Genomic DNA, 23,640 nt, shown 5'->3' on the forward strand with positions numbered 1-23,640 from the left:
CATGACCCCGTCCGATCCGATCCTTCCCGTCGTTGCCGCCAGCCGCCTGCAACTGCCCCCGGGCAGCTGGGACAGCCTGCTGGACGGGCTCTGCGCCCGCTTTCCGCGGGTCAGCCGCGCCCAGTGGCAGGACCGCTTCCAGCGCGGACGGGTGCAGGATGCGCAGGGCAGGGCGCTGCGCCCCGGCCAGCCCTGGCAGGTGGGCCTGGAAATCCGCTACTTCCGTGAAGTCGAGGATGAACCGGTCATCCCCTTCGCCGAGCGCATCGTGCACCACGACGCCCACCTGCTGGTGGCGGACAAGCCGCATTTCCTGCCGGTGGTGCCGGCCGGCGGCCATGTGCAGCAGACCCTGCTGGCCCGGCTGGTGGCCGCCACCGGCAACATGGACCTGGTGCCGTTGCACCGGCTGGACCGCCTGACCGCCGGGCTGGTGCTGTTCTCCACCCGCCCCGACAGCCGGGATGCCTACCAGCGGCTGTTCCGTGAGCGCCGGATCGACAAGGTCTACGAGGCGCTGGCACCCGCGCTGCCGGGGCGGTCGTTCCCGCTGCAGCGCCACAGCCGGCTGCAGAAAGGCGAACCGTTCCACTGCATGTGCGAAGAGGAGGGCGAGCCCAACAGTGAGACCCGCATCGAGGTGGTCGACCGCCAGGGTCCGGTCTGGCGCTACCGGCTGCAGCCGGTGACCGGGCGCAAGCACCAACTGCGCGTGCACATGGCGGCCCTGGGCGCGCCGATCCTGGGCGATGACCTGTATCCGGACTACGCGCCGCAGCCGCCGGGGGACTATCGCCGACCGCTGCAGCTGCTGGCCCGCCGTCTGTCGTTCAGCGACCCCTTCAGCGGTGAATCGCGCTGCTTCACCAGCGCCTTGACGCTGGCTGCACCGGAAGAGGCGTAGGGCGGAAACTGAATTGGGAGGCCGCCTGCGCCCCGATCCGGCCTCGCGCCTTGCCACAGCTGCGCCCGGGCGGTGGACCATGAACGCACTGCCTATCGCTTTTTAGAACAAACACGCGTATCGTCCGTCTCACTGTGTTTGCTAGGGTCACCGTAAATCGTGGCCTGGTGCAGTTGATCTCACGATCTGCTCCATCGATCCGCTTTGCCAACGCCTGCAACTCAGTCTCGGCCCCGATATCCGGTGGCTGCGATTTATTTCACATTGTTTCAGGAGTTTCAAAGATGTCTGATCGTCAGAGCGGTACCGTCAAGTGGTTCAACGATGCCAAGGGCTTCGGCTTCATCACCCCGGAAAGCGGCCCGGACCTGTTCGTGCACTTCCGTGCCATCCAGGGCAACGGCTTCAAGTCGCTGCAGGAAGGCCAGAAGGTGACCTTCGTCGCCGTGCAGGGCCAGAAGGGCATGCAGGCTGACCAGGTGCAGGCGGTCTGATCCGCTTGCTGCCGTAAGGTAGCCAGAAACGCCGGAAGCGAAAGCTTCCGGCGTTTTTTTTTGCCTGCATTGCGGTGGCGGGTGGCGACCGTTCATCGTCACGCGCTCGCCGATCCCCGCTCTCTACCCTGTACCCACCTGACTACACGGATCGCCGCATGCTCACCGTCCATCACCTCGACAACTCCCGCTCGCTGCGCGTGCTGTGGATGCTGGAAGAACTCGGGCTGGCCTACGAGCTGAAGCAGTACGCGCGTGATGCGAAGACCATGCTGGCGCCGCCGGAACTGCGGCAGGTGCATGGGCTGGGCAAGGCCCCGGTGCTGCAGGACGGCACGCGGGTGCTGGCCGAATCCGGTGCCATCCTGGATTACCTGGCCGACAGCTATGACAGCGAGCGCGTGTTGTCGCCTGCGCCGCTGCCGGCCGCTTCGGACGAGCGCATGGCTTACCGTTACTGGCTGCATTACGCCGAAGGTTCGGCGATGCCGCCGATGTTGCTGACCCTGGTGATGTCGCGGATCCGCAACGCGCCGATGCCGTTCTTCGCCAAACCCATCGCGCGCGCGATCGCCGACAAGGCCGAAAAGGGGTTCGTCGGGCCGCAGCGCCGCCTGCACCTGGACTGGATGGAGCAGCGGCTTGCCGCCAGCCCGTGGTTTGCCGGCAAGCGCTTCACCGCCGCCGATATCCAGATGAGCTTCCCGATCCAGGCCGCTGCCAGCCGCGGCGATGGGTTGGCCGACAAGCCGGCGCTGCGCGGCTTCCTGCAGCGCATCGAACAGCGCCCGGGCTACCAGCGTGCCGTGGCCCGCGGCGGCAGCCTGGAGGCGCTCAGCGGGCGCTGAGGGCGTCTTGCCGCTGGGTCCGGCCGCCCCCATGTCGGGTGCATGGATACTGCTGACACCCTCCGTTTCGACAACCGCCTGATCCAGCGCCTTCCCGGCGACCCGGAGCCGTCCAACCAGCGCCGTGAGGTACGCGGCGCGGCTTGGTCGGCGGTCATGCCGACGCCGGTCACCGCGCCGTCCACGCTGGCGGTGTGGCCTGAAGTGGCCGACCTGCTGGGACTTCCGGCCGGCTTCGTGGACAGCGCGGATTTTGCCGAGGTGTTCGCCGGCAACGCGCTGCTGCAGGGCATGCAGCCGTGGGCCGCCAACTACGGCGGCCATCAGTTCGGTCGCTGGGCTGGGCAACTGGGCGACGGACGGGCGATCTCGCTGGGGGAACTGGTCGGCGCCGATGGGCGTCACTGGGAGCTGCAACTGAAGGGCGCCGGACCGACGCCGTATTCGCGCGGCGCCGATGGGCGCGCCGTGCTGCGTTCGTCGATACGTGAGTTCCTGTGCAGCGAGGCGATGCACCATCTGGGCGTGCCCACCACGCGCGCACTGTCGCTGGTCGGCAGCGGCGAGGGCGTGTTGCGCGACATGCTCTACGACGGTCATCCGGACATCGAACCCGGTGCCATCGTGTGCCGCGTGGCGCCCTCGTTCCTGCGCTTCGGCAGCTTCGAGCTGCCCGCATCGCGCGGCGAACAGGAGCTGCTGCAGCAGATGGCGGACACCTGCATCGCGCGCGATTTCCCCGAACTGCAGGGCAGCGGCGAAGCGCTGCTGGGCGACTGGTTCGGCCAGATCGCCGTGCGCAGTGCGGAAATGGTGGCGCACTGGATGCGCGTGGGCTTTGTCCACGGCGTGATGAACACCGACAACATGTCCGTGCTCGGCCTCACCATCGACTATGGCCCGTACGGTTGGGTGGAAGACTACGATCCGGACTGGACGCCCAACACCACCGATGCGCAGGGACGCCGTTACCGCTTCGGTACCCAGCCGCAGGTGGTGTTCTGGAACCTCACCCGGCTGGCGCAGGCGCTGGCGCCGCTGTTTGCCGACGTGCAGCCGCTGCAGGCTGGACTGGATGCCTTCCAGGCCACGCTGGCCGCCTGCACCCGGCGCGACGTGGCGGCGAAGCTGGGCCTGTCCGCAGCCGATGCGGCCGACCTGCAGCTGCACCAGCGCTGGCAGCAGCTGATGCAGGACGGGGCGATGGACATGACCCTGGCGTACCGGGCGCTGATCGGGCTGGACGTGGCGTCGCCGGATGCCGCGGTGCTCGACGGCGTGTTCTACGATCCCGCACGCCAGGCAGCAGTGCGCGAGCCGCTGCTGCAATGGCTGCACGACTATGCCACGCGCCTGCGTGCCGATCCGCTCGAGGCAGCGGAACGGATCGCGCGGATGACGCGCGCCAACCCGCTGTACGTGCTGCGCAACTGGCTGGCCCAGGAAGCGATCGAACGCGCCAGCGAGGGCGACATGGGCGGCGTGCGGGCACTGCAGGAGGTCCTGCGTGATCCGTATACCGAACGGGCCGGGCTGGAGCATTACGCCGGCAGGCGCCCTGCATGGGCCGATCACAAGGCCGGCTGTTCGATGCTGTCCTGCAGTTCCTGAGGCGCGCAGTCGGGGGGATCCGTCTGTACGACGATGGTACTACCCGTTCAGTTCGGTAATCGCACACGCAGTCGATAAACGCACTTGAATGGTGCAGTGCGATAAAACTACTTTCATCCTCGTTCCAAGCGATCCACCCCTGGCGGGGCGAGGGCAGTGCCATGACGGTGCTGAAGCCAGGTGCAGGGGAAGACCGCCGGGATTCCTTCCACCTGTGCGGAGTTCGCATGCACCGTCGTCTGTCTGCCGTTTCCCTGTCCCTGCTTGCGGCGCTGCCATCGCTGGCGCTGGCTTACCAGGCCGAACCGCCGCGCGAGGCGCTGCAGGTGCTGCGCGTTGACCGTTACGCCGACGATGCGGCGCCGGGCTCGCTGCGCTGGGCGATCACCACCGCCAACCAGGCCCCCGGCCGCCACCGGATCGAAATCGAAGCGGTCGGCCAGGCTCCGTACGTGATCCGCCCGGCCTCGCCGTTGCCGGAGATCGTCGGCCCGGTGCAGATCGTCGGCGCGCCGTGGGCACGCGAGGGCGTGCACGTGGCCATCGATGGTTCGGCCTATGTCACCGGCAGCGGTACCGATGCCTGCCCGGGTGCCGAGCCGGGCCAGTCCGGCACCAACGTGCGCACCACCACGCTGCCCGGGCTGGTGCTGCGCGATACGCAGGGCGTGGAGCTGGCCGGGCTGGAGATCCGCAACTTCTGCATCGGCGTGCTGATCAACCGCGCCAGCCACAGCGAGATCCATGACAACCGCATCGTCGCCAACAAGGGCGGCGCCGGCATCATGCTCACCGGCGATGATGGCAAGGGCCAGTCCACGCCCACCACCACCGTGCACAACCGGATCGTGCGCAACGTGTTCCTGGACAACGGCGATGGCCTGGAGCTGACCCGTGGCGCGGCCTGGAACCTGGTGGCCGACAACCTGTTCCAGTCCACCGACGCCAATCCGGAACCCTCGCAGGGCATCGAAATCCTGTGGGGCAACGACAACAGCGTGGTGCACAACCGCTTCGTCGATTATTCCGATGGCCTGCAGATCAACTGGGGCAACCGCAACTACATCGCCGCCAATACCTTCACCGGCAACGCCATCGGCCTGAGCATCACCGGCAGCGGCAACGTGGTCGATGGCAACACCGTCACCGGCAATGGCATCGGCATCGCGGTGCGTCCGCAGCCGGTCAGTGCAGCGAACCGCTTCACCGGCAACCGTCTGTCCGGCAATGGGCTGCACATCGAACGCTGCGAGGCCGGTGGCGCGTGTGCGCCGGGCCAGGCACGCGGTGCGATCGTGTTCGGCGTACCGGGACTGGAACATGCCAGCTTCAAGGGATCCCGCGGCCGCGGCGTGGACAATGACCCGTCCAGGCGTGCGCGCATCTGCAGCGCCGCCGGCCAGGCCGACTGCCAGCCGCTGGCCAACCTCGGCCAGGCTGCACCGACGCTGCAATCGGTGCAGGGCAGGGGCGCTGCCCGCGTCGTGCACGGGGTGTTCAACGGCGCGCCGAACCAGCGCTACCAGGTTGAACTGTTCGGCAACACGGCGAAGGACGGCAGCGAAGCCGAACGCGTGCTGGGCACGGTGCAGGCGGTCACCGATGCACAGGGGCAGGGGCGCTTCGAGGTGCCGCTGGCTGATGCGGGCGAGGGCGCCGGGCTGGCCACGGTCACCGCCACGCTGACCTCCGCGCTGGGCGCCACCTCGCCGTTGAGCGCGCCGCTGGCGCTGCGTTGATGACTTCCTTCCGGGACCCTGCGATGACCTCCACCTCTTCCTGCCTGCTGGCCACCGCCACCGTGGCCGCCCTGCTTGTGCCGATGCTGGCCAGCGCGCAATCCGCCAATGCCAACGCCTACGACGGCCAGACGCTCACCGGTGACTGGGGTGGCACGCGCAGCGAGCTGGCCGCGCGCGGCATCGCGTTCCGCGGCGACTACGTCGGTGAAGCGATGGGCGTGGTCGACGGCGGCTACGGTGAGACCGGCGCGCGCTACGCGCAGCAGGTCCGCGTGGGCATGGACCTGGACATGGGCAAGCTGGCCGGTTGGGACGGCGGCACGCTGCACGTCACCCTCAATGACCGCCGCGGCCGCAGCACCTCGGTGGACTTCGTCGGCAATCGTTTCCCGATCCAGGAAGCCTACGGCGGCCAGTACACGCGCCTGACCGAGCTCAGTTACGACCAGAAGTTCGCCGATGGCCAGTCGTATTTCAAGCTGGGCTACTACGCGATGGGCAACCAGTTCGGGCTGCACAGCCTGCTGACCCATTTCGTCAACGCCGCGTTCTGCGCGCATCCGTTGGCGATGTCCGGCAACAGCGGCTGGTACAACTATCCGGTGGCGCGCTGGGGCGGTGAAATCGCCCAGCAGGTGAGCCCGGCGCTGAACGTGCGGACCGGCTGGTTCCAGGTCAATCCGAACCTGGGCGGCAACATCGAACGCAACGCCTTCCGGCCGTTCGCCTCCGGCACCACCGGCTCGTTGTTCCCGGTAGAGCTGACCTGGACGCCCGGCAAGGGCGGTGATCATCCCGGCGTCTACAAGTTGGGCGGTTACTACGACACTTCACGCGTGGCGCGGCGTGGGCTCGAGCCTGCTGCCACCACCGGCCGCCATGGCGGCTACCTGCTGGCCGAACAGCGTCTGACCCGTGAAGCGGCTGACCCGGAGCGCGGCCTGACGGCCTTTGCGCAGTACATGGTGTCCGACACCGATACCGCGCAGATCCGCCGCTGGTATGCACTGGGCGGCGTCTACCAGGGCATTGGTTCACGCCCCCAGGACAGCATCGCGCTGGGCTATGTCGGCGCGGACATCAACCGCCGCCTGATCGACGCCCGCCGCGCCTCCCTGGTCGATGCTGGTGTGCCTGGTGACTCGCCGCTGTACCACCTCAGCCAGGCCGAGGAGCTGTTCGAACTGTCCTACAGCGTGCAGGTCACGCCGTGGCTGATGATCCGCCCGGACGTGCAGTACATCGTCAATCCGGGCACCTTCGCCTACACCCGCACCGACAACGCCTGGGCGCTCGGCGTGCAGGCCAAGGTGACCTTCTGATGCGTTTCTTCTCCTGCCCGGTGACTCCCATGCGCGCCTTGATGCCCCTGTTGCTGGCCGTGGCCTGCGCCACGTCGATTCCTGCGGTGCAGGCCGCGCCGCCGGCCATCAAACCGCTGCAGATCGGCACGCTGCGGATCGGCGAGGGCATGCCCAAGACCATCGTGCCGATCACCGCGGCGACGGCGGAGCAGGCGCTGCAGCAGGCGACGGTGATCGCCGCCAGCGCGTCCACTGATATCGCCGAGTGGCGGATCGATTACCTGGATATCGCCACCGACGGCACCGCGCTGCTGGCGCTGGGGAAGCGCATCGAGCAGGCGTTGGCAGGCAAGCCACTGATCGTGACCTTCCGCACCCAGGCCGAGGGCGGCAGCAAGGCGATCAGCGATGCCGACTACGGGGCGCTGTACGCCACCCTGCTGCGCGGCGGCTTCGTGCAGATGCTGGACGTGGAGATGTTCCGTGATCGGCAGGTGGTGCAGTCACTGGTCGACGCGGCGCACGCGGCCGGTGCCAAGGTGGTGATGTCCAGCCATGACTTCCACGCCACGCCGCCGCGCGAAGAGATCGTCGCGCGACTGCTCAGGCAGCAGGCGATGGGGGCGGACGTGCTGAAGATCGCGGTGATGCCGCGTGATGCCGGCGACGTGCTGGCGCTGCTGGGCGCCACCTGGCAGGTGCGCCAGCAGAGCGACCGCCCGTTGCTGACGATGGCGATGGGCGGCACCGGCGTGGTCTCGCGGCTGGCCGGGGAGACCTTCGGCCAGGCGATGACCTTCGGCATGATCGGCACGCCCTCCGCGCCCGGCCAGGTCGATGTGGAGCAGCTGCAATCCGTGCTCCAGATCATCCATGCCTCCGGCCAGGCCGGCCGTTGAAGCGCGCCTGCCAGCCTCCTTCCATCGTGTGTCGTCGCAGGTATTCCGCATGAGCAGTCCCTCCGCAAGCGCACCACCGCTGGTCCTGGAAAAGATGACCGCGTTCCAGTGGACGGCCATTGCCATCTGCGTGCTGTTGAACATGCTCGACGGCTTCGACGTGATGGTGATGGCGTTCACCGCGCCGCACGTATCCGCTGACTGGGGACTGTCCGGCAAGGCGCTGGGCATGATGCTCAGCGCCGGCCTGGTCGGCATGGCACTGGGCTCCTTCCTGCTGGCGCCGCTGGCTGATCGCTGGGGCCGCCGGCCGATGATCATGTGCTGCCTGGTGATTCTGACCGTGGGCATGGCGATGTCCGCGCTGGCCGCCACGGCCTGGCAGCTGGCGGCGCTGCGGGTATTCACCGGCATCGGCATCGGCGGCATGCTGGCTGGCGTCGGGGTGATCACCGCCGAATATGCCAACGCCAAGTGGCGCAGCACGGCGGTGGCCCTGCAGGCGACCGGCTACCCGATCGGTGCCACCTTGGGCGGGGTGCTGGCCGCCTGGATGCTGCAGCACTTCAGCTGGCACAGCGTGTTCCTGATCGGCGCGGCGGCCTCGCTGCTGTGCATCCCGCTGGTGATGGCATGCCTGCCCGAGTCACTGGATTTCCTCGTCGCCCGGCGCCCGGCAGACGCCTTGCCGCGCCTGAACACGCTGCTGGCGCGGATGCAGATGGCACCGCTGCAGGCCTTGCCGCCGGCGCCGTCGCGCGATGGCCGGCGCAAGGGGTATGCCGCGCTGTTCGTCGGTGACCTGCGACCGGTCGCGGTGTTCATCGCGCTGGCCTTCTTCCTGCACATGTTCGCGTTCTACTTCGTGCTGAGCTGGACCCCGAAGCTGCTGGTGTCTGCCGGCGTATCGGCGCAGCAGGGCATCACCGGCGGCGTGCTGCTCAACCTCGGTGGCATCGTCGGCGGCAGCCTGTTCGGCTGGCTGGCCTCGCGCTGGGCGCTGTCCCGGTTGACCGCCGCCAGCCTGCTGCTGGCGATGGGAGCGATGCTGGTATTCGCCGGCTTCAACACCACCCTCGGCGTCGCCTTCCCGGTGGCCTTCGTGATCGGGGCGGCGCTGTTCGGTGCGATGGCGGGCCTGTATGCGGCCGCCCCGGTGGTGTTCGCCGCGGACGTGCGTACCACCGGCCTGGGCTGGGCGATCGGCATCGGGCGGGTTGGCGCCATCCTGTCACCGCTCAGCGTCGGCCTGCTGGTCGATCGAGGGTGGCAGCCGTCGGCGCTGTACGTGCTGTGCGCGCTGCCGCTGGGGCTGGCGGCATGGGCGTGCCTGCGGCTGCGCGTCGGCGTGGGGCAGGCGCGCACATGAGTGACGTATCCGCACCTGACGCGGTGTTCGATTATCGAACGGCACGTCCGAATATCGGATTGACCGCCCGGGCCAGCATGGCGACCATGTGGGTATCGGGTTCTTCTTCGTACGTCGCATCACCGCCTGCCGCCATCGGCCATGCAGGGGTGGTGCAGGGAGCAATGCAGTGATCGACAAGACCGTGGCCGATGCAGCAGCTGCTGTGGCCGACATCCACGACGGTGCAACGGTGATGATCGGCGGATTTGGTACCGCCGGCATGCCCGATGCGCTGATCGATGCGCTGATCGAACAAGGCGCGCGTGAGCTGACCATCATCAACAACAATGCTGGCAACGGGGATTCCGGACTGGCCGCGCTGATCCGTCACAAGCGCGTGCGCCGCATGGTCTGCTCGTTCCCGCGGCAATCTGATTCGCAGCATTTCGATGCCGCCTACAAGGCCGGTGAGATCGAACTGGAACTGGTGCCGCAGGGCAACCTGGCCGCGCGCATCCACGCCGCCGGCTCCGGGCTGGGCGCGATCTTCACCCCCACCGGTTTCGGCACGCAGCTGGCCGAGGGCAAGGAAACGCGGGAGATCGACGGGCGCCAGTACGTGCTGGAGCTTCCGCTGCATGCCGATTTCGCGCTGATCAAGGCCGACCGGGGTGACCGTTGGGGCAACCTGGTGTACCGCAAGACCGCGCGCAACTTCGGCCCGCTGATGGCGATGGCCGCGCGCTGTGCGATCGTGCAGGTCCGCGAGGTGGTGGCGCTGGGCGCACTGGATCCGGAAGCGGTGGTGACGCCGGGCATCTTCGTGCAGCGGGTGGTGGCCATCGACAGTGCGCAGGCACTGGACAGGAGCGCGGCATGAACCGCTTGAGCCGCCAGCAGATGGCCGCGCGCGTGGCGCGCGATATCCCCGAAGGAGCCTACGTCAACCTGGGCATCGGCCTGCCGACCACCGTGGCCAACTTCCTGCCCGCCGACAAGGAGATCTTCCTGCAGAGCGAGAACGGCCTGCTCGGCATGGGCCCTGCGCCGGCCGCCGGCGAGGAAGACCCGGACCTGATCAATGCCGGCAAGCAGCCGGTGACGCTGCTGCAGGGCGGCTGCTACTTCCACCATGCCGATTCGTTCGCGATGATGCGCGGCGGCCACCTGGACATCTGCGTGCTGGGCGCCTTCCAGGTGTCGGCACACGGCGACCTGGCCAACTGGAGCACCGGGGCGGCCGATGCCATTCCCGCTGTCGGCGGCGCGATGGACCTGGCGATCGGGGCCAAGCAGGTGTTCGTGATGATGGACCTGCTGACCAAGCAGGGCGAGAGCAAGCTGGTTGCCGAATGCAGCTATCCGCTGACCGGCCTGCGTTGCGTATCGCGCGTGTATACCGATGTCGGCGTGTTCGACGTGGGCGCCGACGGCGCGCGCGTGGTGGAGATGGTCGACGGTGCCAGCCTGGAGATGCTGCGCGAACTGACCGGGCTGCCGCTGCAGCTGGCCGAAGGAACCTGAAATGCGCCTGCATGACACCTACATCATTGATGGCATCCGCACGCCGATCGGGCGCTATGCGGGCGCGCTGGCCGGCGTGCGTGCCGATGACCTCGGCGCGATCCCGCTGCAGGCGCTGCTGGCGCGCCACCCGGGACTGGATCCGGCGTTGATCGAAGAGGTCTACCTGGGCTGCGCCAACCAGGCCGGCGAAGACAACCGCAACGTCGCGCGGATGAGCCTGCTGCTGGCGGGCCTGCCGGTGACCGTGCCCGGCAGCACGGTCAACCGGCTGTGCGGTTCCGGGCTGGATGCCATCGGCACGGTGGCACGCGGCATCGCCGCCGGCGAACTGGGCCTGGCCATCGCCGGTGGCGTGGAATCGATGTCGCGCGCGCCGATGGTGATGGGCAAGGCCGGCACTCCGTTCGCGCGTGACCAGGTCCTGGAAGACACCACGATGGGCTGGCGTTTCATCAATCCGCGCCTGCGCGAACTGCATGGCGTGGAAACCATGGGCCAGACCGCCGAGAACGTGGCCGAGCGCCATGCGATCTCCCGAGAGGACCAGGATCGGTTCGCGCTGCGCAGCCAGCAGCGCGCCGCGGCGGCGCAGCAGGCGGGCTTCTTCGACGGCGAGATCATCGCGGTCGATGTGCCGGGCCGCAGGCGTGGGGAGACCGTGCGCGTGGAGCACGATGAACACCCGCGTGCGGATACCACGCTGGAGGCGCTGGCGCGCTTGAAGCCGCTGTTCCGCCAGCCTGGCAGCGTGACCGCGGGCAACGCATCGGGTATCAACGACGGCGCGGCTGCGCTGCTGCTGGCGTCCGCCGCGCAGTTGCAGGCGCTGGGCCTGACCCCGCGTGCACGCATCCTCGGTTTCGCCAGTGCGGGCGTGGAGCCGTCGGTGATGGGCATGGGGCCGGTGCCGGCGACGCGCCGGCTGCTGGCCCGGCTGGGCCTGTCGATCACCGATTTCGATGCCATCGAACTCAACGAGGCCTTCGCCTCGCAGGGACTGGCCTGCCTGCGTGAACTCGGCCTCGCCGACGATGCGCCACACGTCAATGCCAATGGCGGTGCGATCGCGCTCGGCCACCCGCTGGGCATGAGCGGCGCACGCATCGCGCTGACCTTGATGCGCCAGCTGGAAGCCAGCGGCGGCCGGCGTGGTCTGGCCACCATGTGCATCGGGGTCGGCCAGGGCGTGGCACTGGCCATCGAACGGGTGTGAGCCCGGGTTCCCCTTCCTGTTTCACAGCCGCTGCCCGCCCTGCGTGGCAGCGTGCGCGAATGCACCAGCCGCGGCCTGCGGGCCGCCTGCCAACCGGAGTACGCGATGAGCGATCCCACTGAACTGCGCGGCTATCGAAAGCCGAATCCCGGCACCCAGCCGCCCCGTATCCACCTGCCGTACGCATCCACCGCCAAGCGCGGGCCCAGCCGGGATCCGATCGCGATCCCGGTCACGCTGTCCGAAGTGACCGGCCCGACCCTGGACCGCATAACCCTGGGCGCGCACGCGGCGGATCTCACCGCCGGCTTCGCCGGTGAGCCGCTGGGCGAGCGCATCATCGTCAGCGGCCGCGTGCTGGACGAAAACGGCCGCCCGGTGCGCAACAGCGTGGTGGAGGTCTGGCAGTGCAATGCCGCTGGCCGTTACCTGCACAAGGGCGACCAGCACGATGCGCCGCTGGATCCGAACTTCAAGGGCACCGGCCAGGTGCTGACCGACGCGCACGGCCGCTACCGCTTCACCACCATCAAGCCCGGCGCGTATCCGTGGCGCAACCATTACAACGCATGGCGCCCGGCGCACATCCATTTCTCGTTGCACGGCGAAGGCATCGGCCAGCGGCTGGTGACCCAGATGTATTTCCCCGGCGATCCGCTGCTGGAATACGACCCGATCTTCAACTGCGTGGACGACGCCAAGGCGCGTGCGCGCATGGTATCGGCGTTCGACTGGGAAACCAGCGCCAACGAATTCGCCCTCGGCTACCGCTTCGACATCGTGTTGCGCGGCCGCAAGATGACCGTGTGGGAGTAATCCAATGAGTTTCCAATCTACCCCGTGGCAGACCGTGGGGCCGTACTACCGGCTGGGCCTGGAACCGCTGTATCGCACCGGGATCGCACCGGTCAGCGCGCTCGGCGAACGCGTGGAAGTACGCGGCCAGGTGTTCGATGGCACCGGGCTGCCGGTGTCCGATGCGGTACTGGAAATCTGGCAGGCCGACGCGCAGGGCATCTATGCCCATGCCGAGGATCCGCGCCGCGACGACCACGATCCGGCCTTCGACGGCTGGGGGCGGGTGCCCACCGATGAAAACGGCCGCTTCGCCTTCAACACGGTCAAGCCGGGCAGCGTCGCCGGTCCCGGTGGCCGGGCACAGGCGCCGCACCTGGTGGTGCTGGTGTTCATGCGCGGCCTGCTGCGTGCGGCCAGCGCACGGATCTACTTCAGTGACGAGCCGCGCAACGACGAAGACCCGATCCTGCACCTGGTCCCGGCGGAGCGTCGCGGCACGTTGCTCGCGCAGGCCCAGGGCGAGGGCCTGTACCACTGGAACGTGCACATGCAGGGACCGGACGAGACGGTCTTCTTCGATTACTGAGCCGTTCTCCACGCCCGCTGACCGCGGGCGTGGGTACGCTGGTCCCCTCTGGATGGATGGCGGTACATGAGCGAAACCCACTCCCTGCTTGGGGCCCTGTTCGGCGATCCGCTCGTCGATGCCGGATTCACCGATGCCGCACGCCTGCAGGCGATGCTCGACGTGGAGCGCGCGCTGGCCCGAGCGCAGGCCCGCTGCGGGGTGATCCCGCAGACGGCGCTGCCGGCCATCGAAGCGGCCTGCCACGCGCAGCTGTACGACATCGCGGCACTGGCCCAGGCCACGGCGTTGGCGGGCAACCCGGCCATTCCGCTGGTCAAGGCGTTGACCGCGCGCGTGCGTGCCGATGATGCCGAGGCCGCGCGGTGGGTGCATTGGGGCGCCACCAGCCAGGACATCATCGATACCGGCGCGGTGCTGCAGCTGCGGCAGGCGCTGGGCCAGGTGCAGGCGAAACTGCAGCAGCTGTGCAGCGCGTTGGCGGCACTGGCCGAGGCCGAGCGTGACACCGGTCTGCCGGGGCGCACCCTGTTGCAGCAGGCCGTACCGGTCACCTTCGGGCTGAAGGCCGCCGGCTGGCTGGATGCCCTGCAGCGCAGCCAGCAGCGGTTGCAGGCGCTGCATGCCGATACGCTGGTGCTGCAGTTTGGTGGAGCCGCCGGGACGCTGGCGTCGCTGCAGGACCGTGGCCTGGACGTGGCGCAGGCGCTGGCCGACGAACTGCAGCTTCCGTTGCCGGCGCTGCCCTGGCATGCCGCCCGCGATCGCATCGCCGAGCTGGGCACTGTGTTCGCGCTGCTGGTCGGCAGCCTGGGCAAGATCGCCACCGACATCGTGTTGCTGATGCAGTCCGAGGTGGCCGAAGCCTTCGAACCGGCGGGCGAGGGCAAGGGCGGGTCGTCGGCGATGCCGCACAAGCGCAATCCGGTGGGCTGCGTGGCCGCCATTGCCGCAGCCACCCGCGTGCCCGGCCTGCTGTCCACGTTGTTCAGCGCGATGCCACAGCCGCACGAGCGCGCCGCCGGGCAGTGGCATGCAGAATGGGAAACCGTGCCGGAGATCGTGCGCCTGTGCGCCGGCAGCCTGGCCCAGGTGACGGTGGTGGTGCACGGCCTGCAGCTGGATCGCGAGCGCATGCGGGAGCACCTGGGCAGCCACGGCGGCCTGCTGTATGCCGAAGCGGTGGCGGTCACCCTGGCCGAGCAGATCGGCAAGGCGGCCGCGCATGCGCTGGTGGAGCAGGCCGCGCAGCAGGCGCTTGCCCACGCCCGGCCGCTGCGTGAGGTGCTGCAGGCCAACCCGGAAGTCAGCCGCCATCTGGGCAGCGCGCAGCTGGATGCGCTGTTCGCCGCCGACAGCTGGCGCGGCATGGCCGATACCTGGATCGACCGCGTGCTCGCACGCGTCCCCCACGATGCGTGACGGAGCATTGCATGGCCTTCCTTGAACTTCCCCGGCACCGACTGCGCTACGTGGTGGAGGGACCGGCCGACGCGCCCTGGCTGACCTTCTGCAACTCGCTGGGCACCGACCTGCACATGTGGGAACCGCAGGCGCGGGCCTTCAGCGGCCGCTTCCGCGTGCTGCGCTACGACCGTCGCGGCCACGGGCTTTCCAGCACGCCGCCGGGCCTGTACACGGTGGATGACCTCGGCGCCGACGTGCTGGCGCTGTGGAACCACCTGGGCATCGAGCGCAGCCATTTCTGTGGGCTTTCGATCGGCGGACTGACCGGCCAGTGGCTCGGCGTGCACGCCGGTGAACGCCTGCTCTCGCTGACGGTGGCCGCAACCGCGGCGAAGATCGGCAGCCTGGAAAGCTGGCGCGCGCGCATCGACCAGGTGCGCGACGCGGGGCTGCAGCCGCTGCTGGAGGGCACCCGCGAGCGCTGGTTCAGCACGGCCTTCGCGCAGACCCACGCGCAGCAGGTCGAGGACATCCTGCAACGCTTCCTGACCACATCCGCCGAAGGGTATGCCGGGTGCTGCAATGCGGTGGGGCATGCCGATTTCCGTGACCGGCTGGCCGACATCCGCGTGCCCACGCTGGCGATTGCCGGTGACCAGGACCCGGTCTGCCCGCCGGCCGACCTGCAGGCCATCGCGACCGGCGTGGCGCAGGGACGCCATGCCAGCGTGCCCGGCCGGCACATCTGCAACCTGGAGTCGGTGGACGCGTTCAACGCGGCGCTGGCCGATCATCTGCACGCCTGAGGAACATCACGATGGACGAACAGCAACGTTACGAAGCCGGCCTGGCCGTGCGCCGGGAGGTGCTCGGCGAAGCGCACGTGGAGCGCTCGCTGCAGGCACGTACGGATTTCACCGAAGAATTCCAGGCCTTCATCACCCGCACGGCGTGGGGCACGGTGTGGACGCGCGATGGCCTGCCACGACATACCCGCTCGCTGCTGACCATCGTGATGATGGTGGCGTTGGGGCACGACGAAGAGTTCAAGCTGCACATCCGCGCGGCCCGCAACAACGGGGTCACGCCGGATGAAATCAAGGAAGCGCTGCTGCAGGCGGCGATCTACTGCGGCGTGCCCGCCGCCAACCATGCCTTCGCACTGGCCAAGCCGATCCTCGAAGAGCAGGCCGCCGGATGACCCGGTAGTGACGGCCGCTGGCCGTCAACGTCATGCCGGTAGTGACGGCCGCTGGCCGTCAGCTTTCCACCTCAGCCCAGCAGCTGCCCCAACTGCTGCGCGGATTCGCGCAGCCGCGGCAGGATCCGCGTCTGCATCGTGCCCAGGCTGATTCTCCCGGCCTGGGTGCCGATGTTCAGCGCGCCGACCACCTCGCCACTGCGGCGCAGCACCGGTACCGCGATCGAACGCAGGCCGATCTCCAGTTCCTGGTCGACCAGTGCCACGCCTTCGCGCCGCACCTTGTCCAACGTCTCCAGGAACTCGTCCATGCGGGTTATCGTGCGTTCGGTACGCGGACGCAACGGGGTCCGCTCCAGATAGCCTTCCAGCGTGTCACGCGGCAGCGCCGCCAGCAGCACCCGGCCCATCGACGTGCAGTAGCACGGCAATCGGCTGCCGGCGCGCAGGCCGATCGACATGATGCGCACGGTTTCGGCGCGCGCGATGTACAGCACGTCATCGCCATCCAGCACGCCCAGCGAACACGACTCGTGCAGGTCGTCGCGCAGCGCATCCAGCACCGGTTGCGCCGCCGCGGTCATCGACGAGGACGCCACGTAGGCGCCGCCGAGGCCCAGCACGCGCGGCAGCAGCACGAAGCCACGGCCCTGTTCACCGACGTAGCCCAGTTTCTGCAGGGTATGCAGCACGCGCCGCACGGCCGCGCGCGAAATACCCGTCTCGCTGCTGATCTGCGACATGGTGACTTCGCGCGGGTGCTGCGAGAACACACTCATCACCGCCAGGCCACGGCCGAGCGAAGTCATGAAATCCGGATCGCCCTGGTTGTCCTGGATCTGCTGCATCAGTTCGTGGGACAGGCCACGGTCCTGTGGCAGGGCAGCGGACGGCTTGGGACGGCGACTGGGGGGAACAACAGGCATGTACGGAAGGTTCGCGCGGTGATCGTGCATGGTAAGTGCTGACGCCGGAGATGCGAAACCGCAGGCACCGCGGTCAGGGTGACCGCGGTGCCTGCAGGTGGCTTACTTCGACGGCAGGGCGTAGGCGATCACGTAGTCGCCGCGATCCGGTGACTGGCGTGCGCCGCCGGCGGAGATCACCACGTACTGGCGACCGGTGGTCGGCGACACGTAGGTGATCGGCGTGCCCTGGCTGCCTACCGGAAGCCGCGCCTTCCACACTTCCTTGCCACTGCGGCTGTCGTAGGCGCGCAGGTAGAAGTCCTGGGTACCGGCGAAGAACAGCAGGCCGGACTGGGTGGCCAGTGAACCGCCCAGGGTGGGCATGCCGACCGGAATCGGCAGGTGCATGCGGATGCCCAGCGGGCCGGTGTCCTGCACCGTGCCGACCGGCACCTGCCAGACCAGCTGCCGGGTCGCCAGGTTGATCGCCGACATGGTGCCGAACGGCGGCTTCTGGCACGGAATGCCGAGTTTGGACAGGAAGCGGTCGCGCAGCGAACCATACGGCGTACCGGTCTGCGAAGCGGCGCCCATTTCCACGCCACCATCGCCACTGGTCATCTGCGCGCGCGGGATCAGCTTGGTCCACAGGCCCAGTCGCATGTCATTGACGAACAGGTAGCCGGTGGTCGGATCCACCGATGCGCTGCCCCAGTTCATGCCACCCAGCGAACCGGGCCACTGCAGCGCGAGGTCCTCGCCCGGCGGGGTGAACATGCCGTCGTAACGGAACTGCTTGAACTGGATGCGGCACAGCATCTGGTCGATCGGCGTGGCGCCCCACATGTCCGATTCGGTCAGGGTCTGCGCGCCGATCTGCGGCAGGCCCACCGACAGACGCTGGGTCGGGGAATAACGCTCGCCCTGGGCCTTGCCCTGCGGTGCGGGGATGTCCTGCACCGCGGCGATCGGCTGGCCGGTCTGGCGGTTGAGCATGAACACCTGGCCGGCCTTGGTCACCTGCAGCAGGGCCGGCAACGTGCCGCCCTTGCCGTCGGGTACGTCGGTCAGCGTCGGCTGCGCCGGCAGGTCGTAGTCCCACAGGTCGTGGTGCACGGTCTGGTAGACCCAGCGTTCCTTGCCGGTAGCCACGTCGAGAGCGACCACGGCCGAGCTGTACTTGTCGTCCTGCGGCGTGCGCTGTCCGGCCCACTGGTCCGGCGTGGTGTTGCCGGTGGGCAGGTAGACCAGGCCCAGCTGCGCGTCGTACGCCATCGACGTCCACACGTTCGGCGTGGCGCGGGTGTATTCCACCGACGGATCCAGCGGTACGTCCGGGGTTTCCCTGGAAAGGTCCCAGACCCAGGCCAGGGCACCGGTGCGCACGTTGAAGGCGCGCACCACGCCGGAAGGCTCGTTGACTTCGATGTTGTCGGCCACGCGGCCGCCGACGACGATCAGTTCACCGGCCACCAGCGGGGCGGCGGTGATGGTGAAGAAGCCGGGCTTGATCTCGCCCATGCCCTGCTTGAGGTCGACCACGCCGTTGCTGCCGAAGTCCGGGCAGGCAGCACCGGTGGTGGCATCCAGCGCGAACAGCCGCGCATCGATGGAGGTCATCAGGATGCGCTTGCGGCACAACGCCGGGGCGGTCGGGGAGGCGACGCCGGTGAGCGGGGCCGGGCCCGGCGCCGGTGCAAGGTCGGCATCGAAGTAACCCAGCCCGCGGCAACGCTGCCAGTTCGGCGCGGTGGCCTTGGGATCGAAGGCCCAGCGCTGCTTGCCGGTATCGGCGTCGACGGCGATCACCCGGTTGTGCGGGGTGCACAGGAACAGGGTGTCACCGATCTGCAGCGGGGTGTTCTGGTCTTCGGCGCCGAACCCGTTGCTCTCCGGCACATCGCCGGTGCGCGCCGTCCAGGCCACCTGCAGCTGGTCCACGTTGTCCAGCGTGATCTGGTCCAGCGCGGCGAAGCGGGTGCCGGCGGTGGTGTTGCCCCAGTGCGCCCAGTCGCGTTGCTCGCTGCCTGCGGCGACCGGGGTCACCGCCGGGCGCGTGCCGGCGGCAGCCACCACCGGACGCGGCTGGAAGGCGGCCGCGCCGGTGCCGAGCAGCCCGACCAGCAGCAGCGCGGCGACGGCGTACCCCCCGCGGCCAGTGGGCAGGCCACGGCTGCGACGCAGCATCGGCCAGCTCAGCGCGACCAGCATCGCCAGCACCGCCGGCATCACCAGCCGCGAGACCAGCGGCCAGAACTCAAGGCCGGCATCGACCACCGACCACACCAGCGTCGCCACGAAGGCGACGCCGAACAGCAGCGCGCCCAGCGGGCGACGCAGCACCAGCAGCACGCCGGCCAGCAGGGTGATCGCGCCCGTCGGGGCGAAATAGGCGCTGCCGCCCAGCGTCAGCAGGCGCACGCCGCCGACCAGCAGGGTCAGGCCGAACAGCGATACCAGGATGCCAAGCAGGATGACCAGCACGCGACACACGGCCGGGATCTTCGTTTTCTCGTCCACGTTGCATGAACCTCTACATTCGAAACCCGGCCGGAAGGACCAGGCAGGCCCGCGCGCGCAGCTGCGTGGCGGGGACCGTCGGCATTCCCGCAGACCGCTTCCCGTAGGGAAGGGGCTGGCGTTCCCGTGCTTATCGCGGAAACGAGGTGAATGACCGGTTAGGGCGATTATCGCACCTATGTGCGATTTTGGCGTCAACGCAGCACATCACCGGTGGAACGCAGCGACACAGGCACGCAATGCGACGCCGGCGACAGCGGGCCGGCAGGCGGCCTGTTACCCTATGCCGCCCTACAACGCTGGCCTTGCAATGACCGACGCACACGTCGAACCGCAGTGGGCATCGCGCCTGCGCGACATCGCTGATTTCCCCAAGCCGGGCATCCTGTTCAAGGACATCATGCCGCTGCTCGCCGATGGCGATGATTTCCGTGCGGCGATCCAGGCCATGAGCGCCCGCTGGCGCGACCTGCAGTTGGATGCGGTGGTCGGCATCGAGTCGCGTGGCTTCATCCTCGGCGCGGCGATGGCGCTGGAGCTGGGCGTGGGCTTCGTGCCGGTGCGCAAGCCGGGCAAGCTGCCGGGCAAGGTGCTGCGCGAGGAATACACGCTGGAATACCGCAGCGACTGCATCGAAGTGCATGCCGACGCCCTGCCGGCCGGTGCCCGCGTGGCGATCATCGATGACGTGCTGGCGACCGGCGGCACGCTGGTGGCGGCGCTGTCGCTGGTGCGTCGACTGGGCGTGGACGTGGTCGGCGCCGGCGTACTGGTGGAACTGGACGGACTGGGCGGCCGTGGCCGCTGGGAAGCCGGCCTGCCGCTGCACACCGAACTGGTGTACTGAAGCAACCGCCCGCGCGCCGCGCAACCGGGGCATCCCTGGGTAGTGACGGCCGCTGGCCGTCTTGCTCTTGTCTTCGCCCCGGTGGGTGACGACCGTTGGTCGTCACCGCTGCCGGCTTACATCACGCGGGTGCGGAACCTGCGGCCCTTGATCTTGCCTTCTTCCAGCTTGGCCACGGCCCGGTTGGCGTGCTCGCGGGCGATGGCCACGTACGAACGCGTGGGGTAGATCGCAATCTTGCCGATGTGCTTGCCGGCCAGGCCGGCATCGCCGGTCAGCGCACCCAGGATGTCACCGGGGCGCAGCTTGTCGGTCTTGCCACCATCGATGCGCAGGGTGCGCATGGCGGCCTGCGGCAGTTCGGCCGGGCGCGAGGTCGCCAGGGGCGTCTTCTGCCAGTCCAGCGGCGTGCCACGCTGCGCTTCCAGGGCCTCGGCGCGGGACTTCTCACGGCCGGCCACCAGGCTGATCGCCATGCCGCTGGCCCCGGCGCGACCGGTACGGCCGACGCGGTGCTGGTAGGTTTCGATGTCGGTCGGCAGTTCGTAGTTGATCACCATCGCCAGGTCTTCCACGTCCAGCCCGCGCGCGGCCACGTCGCTGGCCACCAGCACGTTGCAGCTGCGGTTGGCGAAACGCACCAGCACTTCTTCGCGGTCGCGCTGTTCCATGTCGCCGTGCAGGGCCAGCGAGGAGAAGCCGAACTGCTGCAGCGAATTGGCCACTTCGTCGACATCCTTGCGGGTGTTGCAGAACACCACCGCCGATTCCGGCGTGTACTTCAGCAGCAGCCCGGCCAGCGCCTTCTGCCGGTGCGCCGGCTCCACTTCGCAGAACAGGTGGCGGATGGAGGGGGCATCGTCGGCGCCGTCCACCGTCACTTCCACCGGATCGCGCAGCACGTCGCGGCCGATCGCGCGGATCGCATCGGGGAAGGTGGCCGAGAACAGCAGCGTCTGGCGGTCCTTGTGGGTGCGCCCGGCGATCTCGCGGATCGGCTCTTCAAAGCCCATGTCCAGCATCCGGTCGCCTTCGTCCAGCACCAGCGTGCGCACCGCGCCGAGGTTCAGCGCGCGCTTGCGTGCCAGTTCCTGCACGCGGCCGGGGGTGCCGACCACCACGTGCGGGTGGTGGGCTTCCAGCGAGGCCAGCTGCGGCGCCAGCGGCGAACCGCCGGTCAGCACCAGCAGCTTCATGTTCGGGATGCCGGTGGCCAGCTTGCGGATCTGCTTGCCGACCTGGTCGGCCAGTTCGCGGGTGGGGCACAGCACCAGCGCCTGCACCCGCTGGGTGGCCGGATCCAGTGCCTGCAGCAGGCCCAGCCCGAAGGCGGCGGTCTTGCCGCTGCCGGTGGGGGCCTGGGCGATCACATCGCGGCGGTCGAGGATGGCCGGCAGGCTGCGCGCCTGGATGGCGGTGAGGGTGGTGTAGCCGAGCGCTTCCAGGCCAGGCTGAAGGGCCGGGCTCAGCGGCAGGGTCGAGAATTCATTCATGGCGCATTGTACGGGGTTAACCCCTTACAATACCCGCATGCCCCTGATTACCTTGCAGAACGTCGACTTCAGCGTCGGCGGCCCGTTGTTGCTGGAAAAAGCCGAACTGTCGATCGAGCCGGGCGAGCGTATCGCCCTGATCGGCCGCAACGGCGCCGGCAAATCCACTTTGCTCAAGCTGCTGTCCGGCGACCACAAGCCCGATGATGGCGAAGTCCGCGTCCAGCAGGGCGTCCGCGTGACCCGGCTGGAACAGGAGGTGCCGCATGGCGCCGCCGGCAGCGTGTTCGACGTGGTCGCCGAAGGCCTGGGCGAACTGGGCCAGTGGCTGGCCGAATTCCACCACCTGAGCGTGGCCGAAGAGTTCGACGGCGATGCATTGGGCGCGGTGCAGGCCAAGATCGATGCCGCCAACGGCTGGGGCCTGGACCAGCGCGTCAGCGAAACCCTGACCAAGCTCGACCTGGACGGCGATGCCGAATTCGCGCGCCTGTCCGGCGGCATGAAGCGCCGGGTGCTGCTGGGCCGGGCGCTGGTGTCCAGCCCGGACCTGCTGCTGCTGGACGAACCGACCAACCACCTGGACATCGAAGCCATCGACTGGCTGGAAATGTTCCTGAAGAACTGGAACGGCAGCGTGGTGTTCGTGACCCATGACCGTCGCTTCCTGCGCGCGCTGGCCACCCGCATCGTGGAAATCGATCGCGGGCAGGTCACCAGCTGGCCGGGCGACTGGGCCAACTACGAGCGCCGCCGCGAAGAACGGCTCAACGCACAGGCACAGGAAAACGCCCGTTTCGACAAGATGCTGGCGCAGGAAGAAGTGTGGATCCGGCAGGGCATCAAGGCCCGCCGTACCCGCGATGAAGGCCGCGTGCGCCGCCTGGAAGCGATGCGCAACGAGCGCTCGTCGCGCCGCGAGATCAGTGGCAACGTCAGGATGGAAGCGGCCCAGGCTGCCAATTCCGGCAAGAAGGTCATCGACATCAAGGACGTGTCGTTCTCCTTCGGCGAGCGCTGCATGGTGCGCGACTTCTCCGCCACCATCCTGCGTGGCGACCGCATCGGCCTGATCGGTCCCAACGGCAGTGGCAAGACCACGCTGCTGAAGTTGCTGCTGGGCGACCTGGCACCGGACCGCGGTGAAGTGCGCGCCGGTACCAACCTGGAAATCGCCTATTTCGACCAGTACCGCTCGGTGCTGCGCGAAGACTGGACGGCCATCGAGAACGTGGCCGAAGGCCGCGACTTCATCGAGTTCAATGGCAAGCGCAAGCACGTGCACGCCTATCTGCAGGACTTCCTGTTCACCCCGGAACGGGCGCGCGCGCCGATCACCCGCCTGTCCGGCGGTGAGCGCAACCGCCTGCTGCTGGCCAAGCTGTTCGCGCAGCCGTCCAACCTGCTGGTGATGGACGAACCGACCAACGACCTGGACGTGGAAACGCTGGAGCTGCTGGAAGAGCTGCTGGGTGATTACACCGGCACGCTGCTGCTGGTCAGCCATGACCGTGACTTCCTGGACAACGTGGTGACCTCCACGCTGGTGATGGAAGGCGAGGGCGTGGTCGGTGACTACGTGGGTGGCTACAGCGACTGGCAGCGGCATGCGGCTTTCGTGGCCGCGCAGCAGGCCAACGCGCCGGTGGTGGCCAGCCGTCCGGCAGCCGCTGCCGCCCCGGCGGCCGTGGCGGCGGCTGACGTGGTGCCGGCCAAGCGCAAGCTCAGCTACAAGGACGCGCGCGAACTGGAACAGCTGCCGCAGAAGATCGAAACGCTGGAACAGGACGTCGAAGGGCTGACTGCGGCGATGAACGATCCCGCGTTCTACCAGCGCAGCGCACCGGACATGGCCGCGCACAACCAGAAGCTGGCCAAGGTGCAGGCCGAGCTGGATGCCGCCTACGCGCGCTGGCAGGAACTGGACGCCTGACCCCTGATGTCCGGGTAGTGACGGCCGCTGGCCGTCACGCGTTGTCGGCGGTGC

22 protein-coding genes are annotated in these 23,640 nt (G+C 68.5%); 19 read left to right on the forward strand and 3 right to left on the reverse strand.

Features of this window, described 5'->3' with window-relative positions:
* Position 1: 1 nt before the first annotated feature.
* The 17 genes from RTX79_RS00980 (at position 2) to pcaC (ending at position 15,885) form a co-directional block, all read left to right on the forward strand.
* Positions 2–904 (forward strand): pseudouridine synthase, encoded by a 903-nt coding sequence (locus tag RTX79_RS00980; RefSeq protein WP_312681120.1) that lies wholly within the window; start codon positions 2–4, stop codon positions 902–904.
* Between the two features lie 284 nt (positions 905–1,188).
* Positions 1,189–1,398, forward strand: a complete 210-nt coding sequence (locus tag RTX79_RS00985; protein ID WP_042615064.1) for a cold-shock protein — start codon at positions 1,189–1,191, stop codon at positions 1,396–1,398.
* A 158-nt stretch (positions 1,399–1,556) separates the two neighbouring features.
* Positions 1,557–2,246: a glutathione S-transferase gene (locus RTX79_RS00990; RefSeq protein WP_312681124.1), complete on the forward strand. Its 690-nt coding sequence runs from the start codon at positions 1,557–1,559 to the stop codon at positions 2,244–2,246.
* A gap of 42 nt (positions 2,247–2,288) precedes the next feature.
* Positions 2,289–3,857, forward strand: a complete 1,569-nt coding sequence (locus RTX79_RS00995; RefSeq protein WP_312681125.1) for a protein adenylyltransferase SelO — start codon at positions 2,289–2,291, stop codon at positions 3,855–3,857.
* Positions 3,858–4,084: 227 nt separating this feature from the next.
* On the forward strand, positions 4,085–5,596 hold the full coding sequence (locus RTX79_RS01000; protein ID WP_312681126.1) for a right-handed parallel beta-helix repeat-containing protein: 1,512 nt from the start codon (positions 4,085–4,087) through the stop codon (positions 5,594–5,596).
* 23 nt (positions 5,597–5,619) lie between these two features.
* Positions 5,620–6,921 carry a carbohydrate porin gene (locus tag RTX79_RS01005; RefSeq protein WP_312681127.1) on the forward strand — a complete coding sequence of 434 codons (1,302 nt, stop codon included), beginning with the start codon at positions 5,620–5,622 and terminating at the stop codon, positions 6,919–6,921.
* A gap of 29 nt (positions 6,922–6,950) precedes the next feature.
* Positions 6,951–7,802, forward strand: coding sequence for a type I 3-dehydroquinate dehydratase (gene aroD, locus RTX79_RS01010; RefSeq protein ID WP_312681129.1), 852 nt, complete (start codon positions 6,951–6,953; stop codon positions 7,800–7,802).
* Positions 7,803–7,851: 49 nt separating this feature from the next.
* The gene (locus tag RTX79_RS01015; RefSeq protein ID WP_312681131.1) at positions 7,852–9,171 is read left to right on the forward strand and encodes an MFS transporter; all 1,320 of its coding nucleotides are present in this window, start codon (positions 7,852–7,854) and stop codon (positions 9,169–9,171) included.
* Complete coding sequence (locus RTX79_RS01020) at positions 9,168–9,344, forward strand: hypothetical protein (protein WP_312681133.1); 177 nt, start codon at positions 9,168–9,170, stop codon at positions 9,342–9,344. Before RTX79_RS01015 ends, RTX79_RS01020 begins: the two co-directional genes overlap by 4 nt.
* Positions 9,341–10,033: a 3-oxoacid CoA-transferase subunit A gene (locus RTX79_RS01025; protein WP_312681135.1), complete on the forward strand. Its 693-nt coding sequence runs from the start codon at positions 9,341–9,343 to the stop codon at positions 10,031–10,033. The genes RTX79_RS01020 and RTX79_RS01025 overlap by 4 nt, the downstream gene beginning before the upstream one ends.
* Positions 10,030–10,677 (forward strand): 3-oxoacid CoA-transferase subunit B, encoded by a 648-nt coding sequence (locus tag RTX79_RS01030; protein ID WP_312681137.1) that lies wholly within the window; start codon positions 10,030–10,032, stop codon positions 10,675–10,677. Before RTX79_RS01025 ends, RTX79_RS01030 begins: the two co-directional genes overlap by 4 nt.
* A gap of 1 nt (position 10,678) precedes the next feature.
* Positions 10,679–11,893, forward strand: coding sequence for a 3-oxoadipyl-CoA thiolase (pcaF, locus tag RTX79_RS01035; RefSeq protein WP_428695925.1), 1,215 nt, complete (start codon positions 10,679–10,681; stop codon positions 11,891–11,893).
* A 105-nt stretch (positions 11,894–11,998) separates the two neighbouring features.
* Entirely contained in the window at positions 11,999–12,709 is a 711-nt protein-coding gene (pcaH, locus tag RTX79_RS01040; protein ID WP_312681139.1) for a protocatechuate 3,4-dioxygenase subunit beta, read from the forward strand.
* 4 nt (positions 12,710–12,713) lie between these two features.
* A complete protein-coding gene (pcaG, locus tag RTX79_RS01045; RefSeq protein ID WP_312681141.1) occupies positions 12,714–13,277 on the forward strand; it encodes a protocatechuate 3,4-dioxygenase subunit alpha in 564 nt (187 codons plus the stop codon).
* Positions 13,278–13,343: 66 nt separating this feature from the next.
* A complete protein-coding gene (locus RTX79_RS01050; protein ID WP_312681143.1) occupies positions 13,344–14,699 on the forward strand; it encodes a 3-carboxy-cis,cis-muconate cycloisomerase in 1,356 nt (451 codons plus the stop codon).
* An 11-nt stretch (positions 14,700–14,710) separates the two neighbouring features.
* Complete coding sequence (pcaD, locus tag RTX79_RS01055) at positions 14,711–15,490, forward strand: 3-oxoadipate enol-lactonase (protein WP_312681144.1); 780 nt, start codon at positions 14,711–14,713, stop codon at positions 15,488–15,490.
* Between the two features lie 11 nt (positions 15,491–15,501).
* A complete protein-coding gene (gene pcaC, locus RTX79_RS01060) occupies positions 15,502–15,885 on the forward strand; it encodes a 4-carboxymuconolactone decarboxylase (protein ID WP_057508461.1) in 384 nt (127 codons plus the stop codon).
* 71 nt (positions 15,886–15,956) lie between these two features.
* Here the strand turns inward: pcaC and RTX79_RS01065 are convergent, their stop codons facing one another.
* Entirely contained in the window at positions 15,957–16,811 is an 855-nt protein-coding gene (locus RTX79_RS01065) for an IclR family transcriptional regulator domain-containing protein (RefSeq protein WP_312681145.1), read from the reverse strand.
* A 102-nt stretch (positions 16,812–16,913) separates the two neighbouring features.
* Positions 16,914–19,313 carry a membrane-bound PQQ-dependent dehydrogenase, glucose/quinate/shikimate family gene (locus RTX79_RS01070; RefSeq protein ID WP_312681146.1) on the reverse strand — a complete coding sequence of 800 codons (2,400 nt, stop codon included), beginning with the start codon at positions 19,311–19,313 and terminating at the stop codon, positions 16,914–16,916.
* A gap of 310 nt (positions 19,314–19,623) precedes the next feature.
* On the opposite strand from RTX79_RS01070, the gene RTX79_RS01075 reads away from it, so the two are divergent.
* Positions 19,624–20,160, forward strand: a complete 537-nt coding sequence (locus RTX79_RS01075; protein WP_042615061.1) for an adenine phosphoribosyltransferase — start codon at positions 19,624–19,626, stop codon at positions 20,158–20,160.
* A 116-nt stretch (positions 20,161–20,276) separates the two neighbouring features.
* Here the strand turns inward: RTX79_RS01075 and dbpA are convergent, their stop codons facing one another.
* Positions 20,277–21,653: an ATP-dependent RNA helicase DbpA gene (gene dbpA / locus RTX79_RS01080; protein ID WP_057687400.1), complete on the reverse strand. Its 1,377-nt coding sequence runs from the start codon at positions 21,651–21,653 to the stop codon at positions 20,277–20,279.
* A 37-nt stretch (positions 21,654–21,690) separates the two neighbouring features.
* Between dbpA and RTX79_RS01085 the strand changes: the two genes are divergently transcribed.
* Entirely contained in the window at positions 21,691–23,586 is a 1,896-nt protein-coding gene (locus RTX79_RS01085) for an ATP-binding cassette domain-containing protein (RefSeq protein ID WP_312681149.1), read from the forward strand.
* Positions 23,587–23,640: the final 54 nt, after the last annotated feature.

It is taken from the genome of Stenotrophomonas chelatiphaga (assembly GCF_032054965.1).
GTDB classification, from domain to species: domain Bacteria; phylum Pseudomonadota; class Gammaproteobacteria; order Xanthomonadales; family Xanthomonadaceae; genus Stenotrophomonas; species Stenotrophomonas chelatiphaga.

Excerpts from the sequence above, each read along its gene's own strand:
- RTX79_RS01065 (WP_312681145.1), bottom strand. The coding sequence starts at position 16,811 with ATGCCTGTTGTTCCCCCCAGTCGCCGTCCCAAGCCGTCCGCTGCCCTG.
- RTX79_RS00980 (WP_312681120.1), top strand. The coding sequence starts at position 2 with ATGACCCCGTCCGATCCGATCCTTCCCGTCGTTGCCGCCAGCCGCCTG.
- RTX79_RS01050 (WP_312681143.1), top strand. The coding sequence starts at position 13,344 with ATGAGCGAAACCCACTCCCTGCTTGGGGCCCTGTTCGGCGATCCGCTC.
- RTX79_RS01085 (WP_312681149.1), top strand. The coding sequence starts at position 21,691 with ATGCCCCTGATTACCTTGCAGAACGTCGACTTCAGCGTCGGCGGCCCG.
- RTX79_RS01015 (WP_312681131.1), top strand. The coding sequence starts at position 7,852 with ATGAGCAGTCCCTCCGCAAGCGCACCACCGCTGGTCCTGGAAAAGATG.
- pcaC (WP_057508461.1), top strand. The coding sequence starts at position 15,502 with ATGGACGAACAGCAACGTTACGAAGCCGGCCTGGCCGTGCGCCGGGAG.
- RTX79_RS00995 (WP_312681125.1), top strand. The coding sequence starts at position 2,289 with ATGGATACTGCTGACACCCTCCGTTTCGACAACCGCCTGATCCAGCGC.
- RTX79_RS01005 (WP_312681127.1), top strand. The coding sequence starts at position 5,620 with ATGACCTCCACCTCTTCCTGCCTGCTGGCCACCGCCACCGTGGCCGCC.
- pcaG (WP_312681141.1), top strand. The coding sequence starts at position 12,714 with ATGAGTTTCCAATCTACCCCGTGGCAGACCGTGGGGCCGTACTACCGG.
- pcaD (WP_312681144.1), top strand. The coding sequence starts at position 14,711 with ATGGCCTTCCTTGAACTTCCCCGGCACCGACTGCGCTACGTGGTGGAG.
- aroD (WP_312681129.1), top strand. The coding sequence starts at position 6,951 with ATGCGCGCCTTGATGCCCCTGTTGCTGGCCGTGGCCTGCGCCACGTCG.
- pcaH (WP_312681139.1), top strand. The coding sequence starts at position 11,999 with ATGAGCGATCCCACTGAACTGCGCGGCTATCGAAAGCCGAATCCCGGC.
- RTX79_RS00990 (WP_312681124.1), top strand. The coding sequence starts at position 1,557 with ATGCTCACCGTCCATCACCTCGACAACTCCCGCTCGCTGCGCGTGCTG.
- dbpA (WP_057687400.1), bottom strand. The coding sequence starts at position 21,653 with ATGAATGAATTCTCGACCCTGCCGCTGAGCCCGGCCCTTCAGCCTGGC.
- RTX79_RS01000 (WP_312681126.1), top strand. The coding sequence starts at position 4,085 with ATGCACCGTCGTCTGTCTGCCGTTTCCCTGTCCCTGCTTGCGGCGCTG.
- RTX79_RS01075 (WP_042615061.1), top strand. The coding sequence starts at position 19,624 with ATGACCGACGCACACGTCGAACCGCAGTGGGCATCGCGCCTGCGCGAC.
- RTX79_RS01030 (WP_312681137.1), top strand. The coding sequence starts at position 10,030 with ATGAACCGCTTGAGCCGCCAGCAGATGGCCGCGCGCGTGGCGCGCGAT.
- pcaF (WP_428695925.1), top strand. The coding sequence starts at position 10,679 with ATGCGCCTGCATGACACCTACATCATTGATGGCATCCGCACGCCGATC.
- RTX79_RS01020 (WP_312681133.1), top strand. The coding sequence starts at position 9,168 with ATGAGTGACGTATCCGCACCTGACGCGGTGTTCGATTATCGAACGGCA.
- RTX79_RS00985 (WP_042615064.1), top strand. The coding sequence starts at position 1,189 with ATGTCTGATCGTCAGAGCGGTACCGTCAAGTGGTTCAACGATGCCAAG.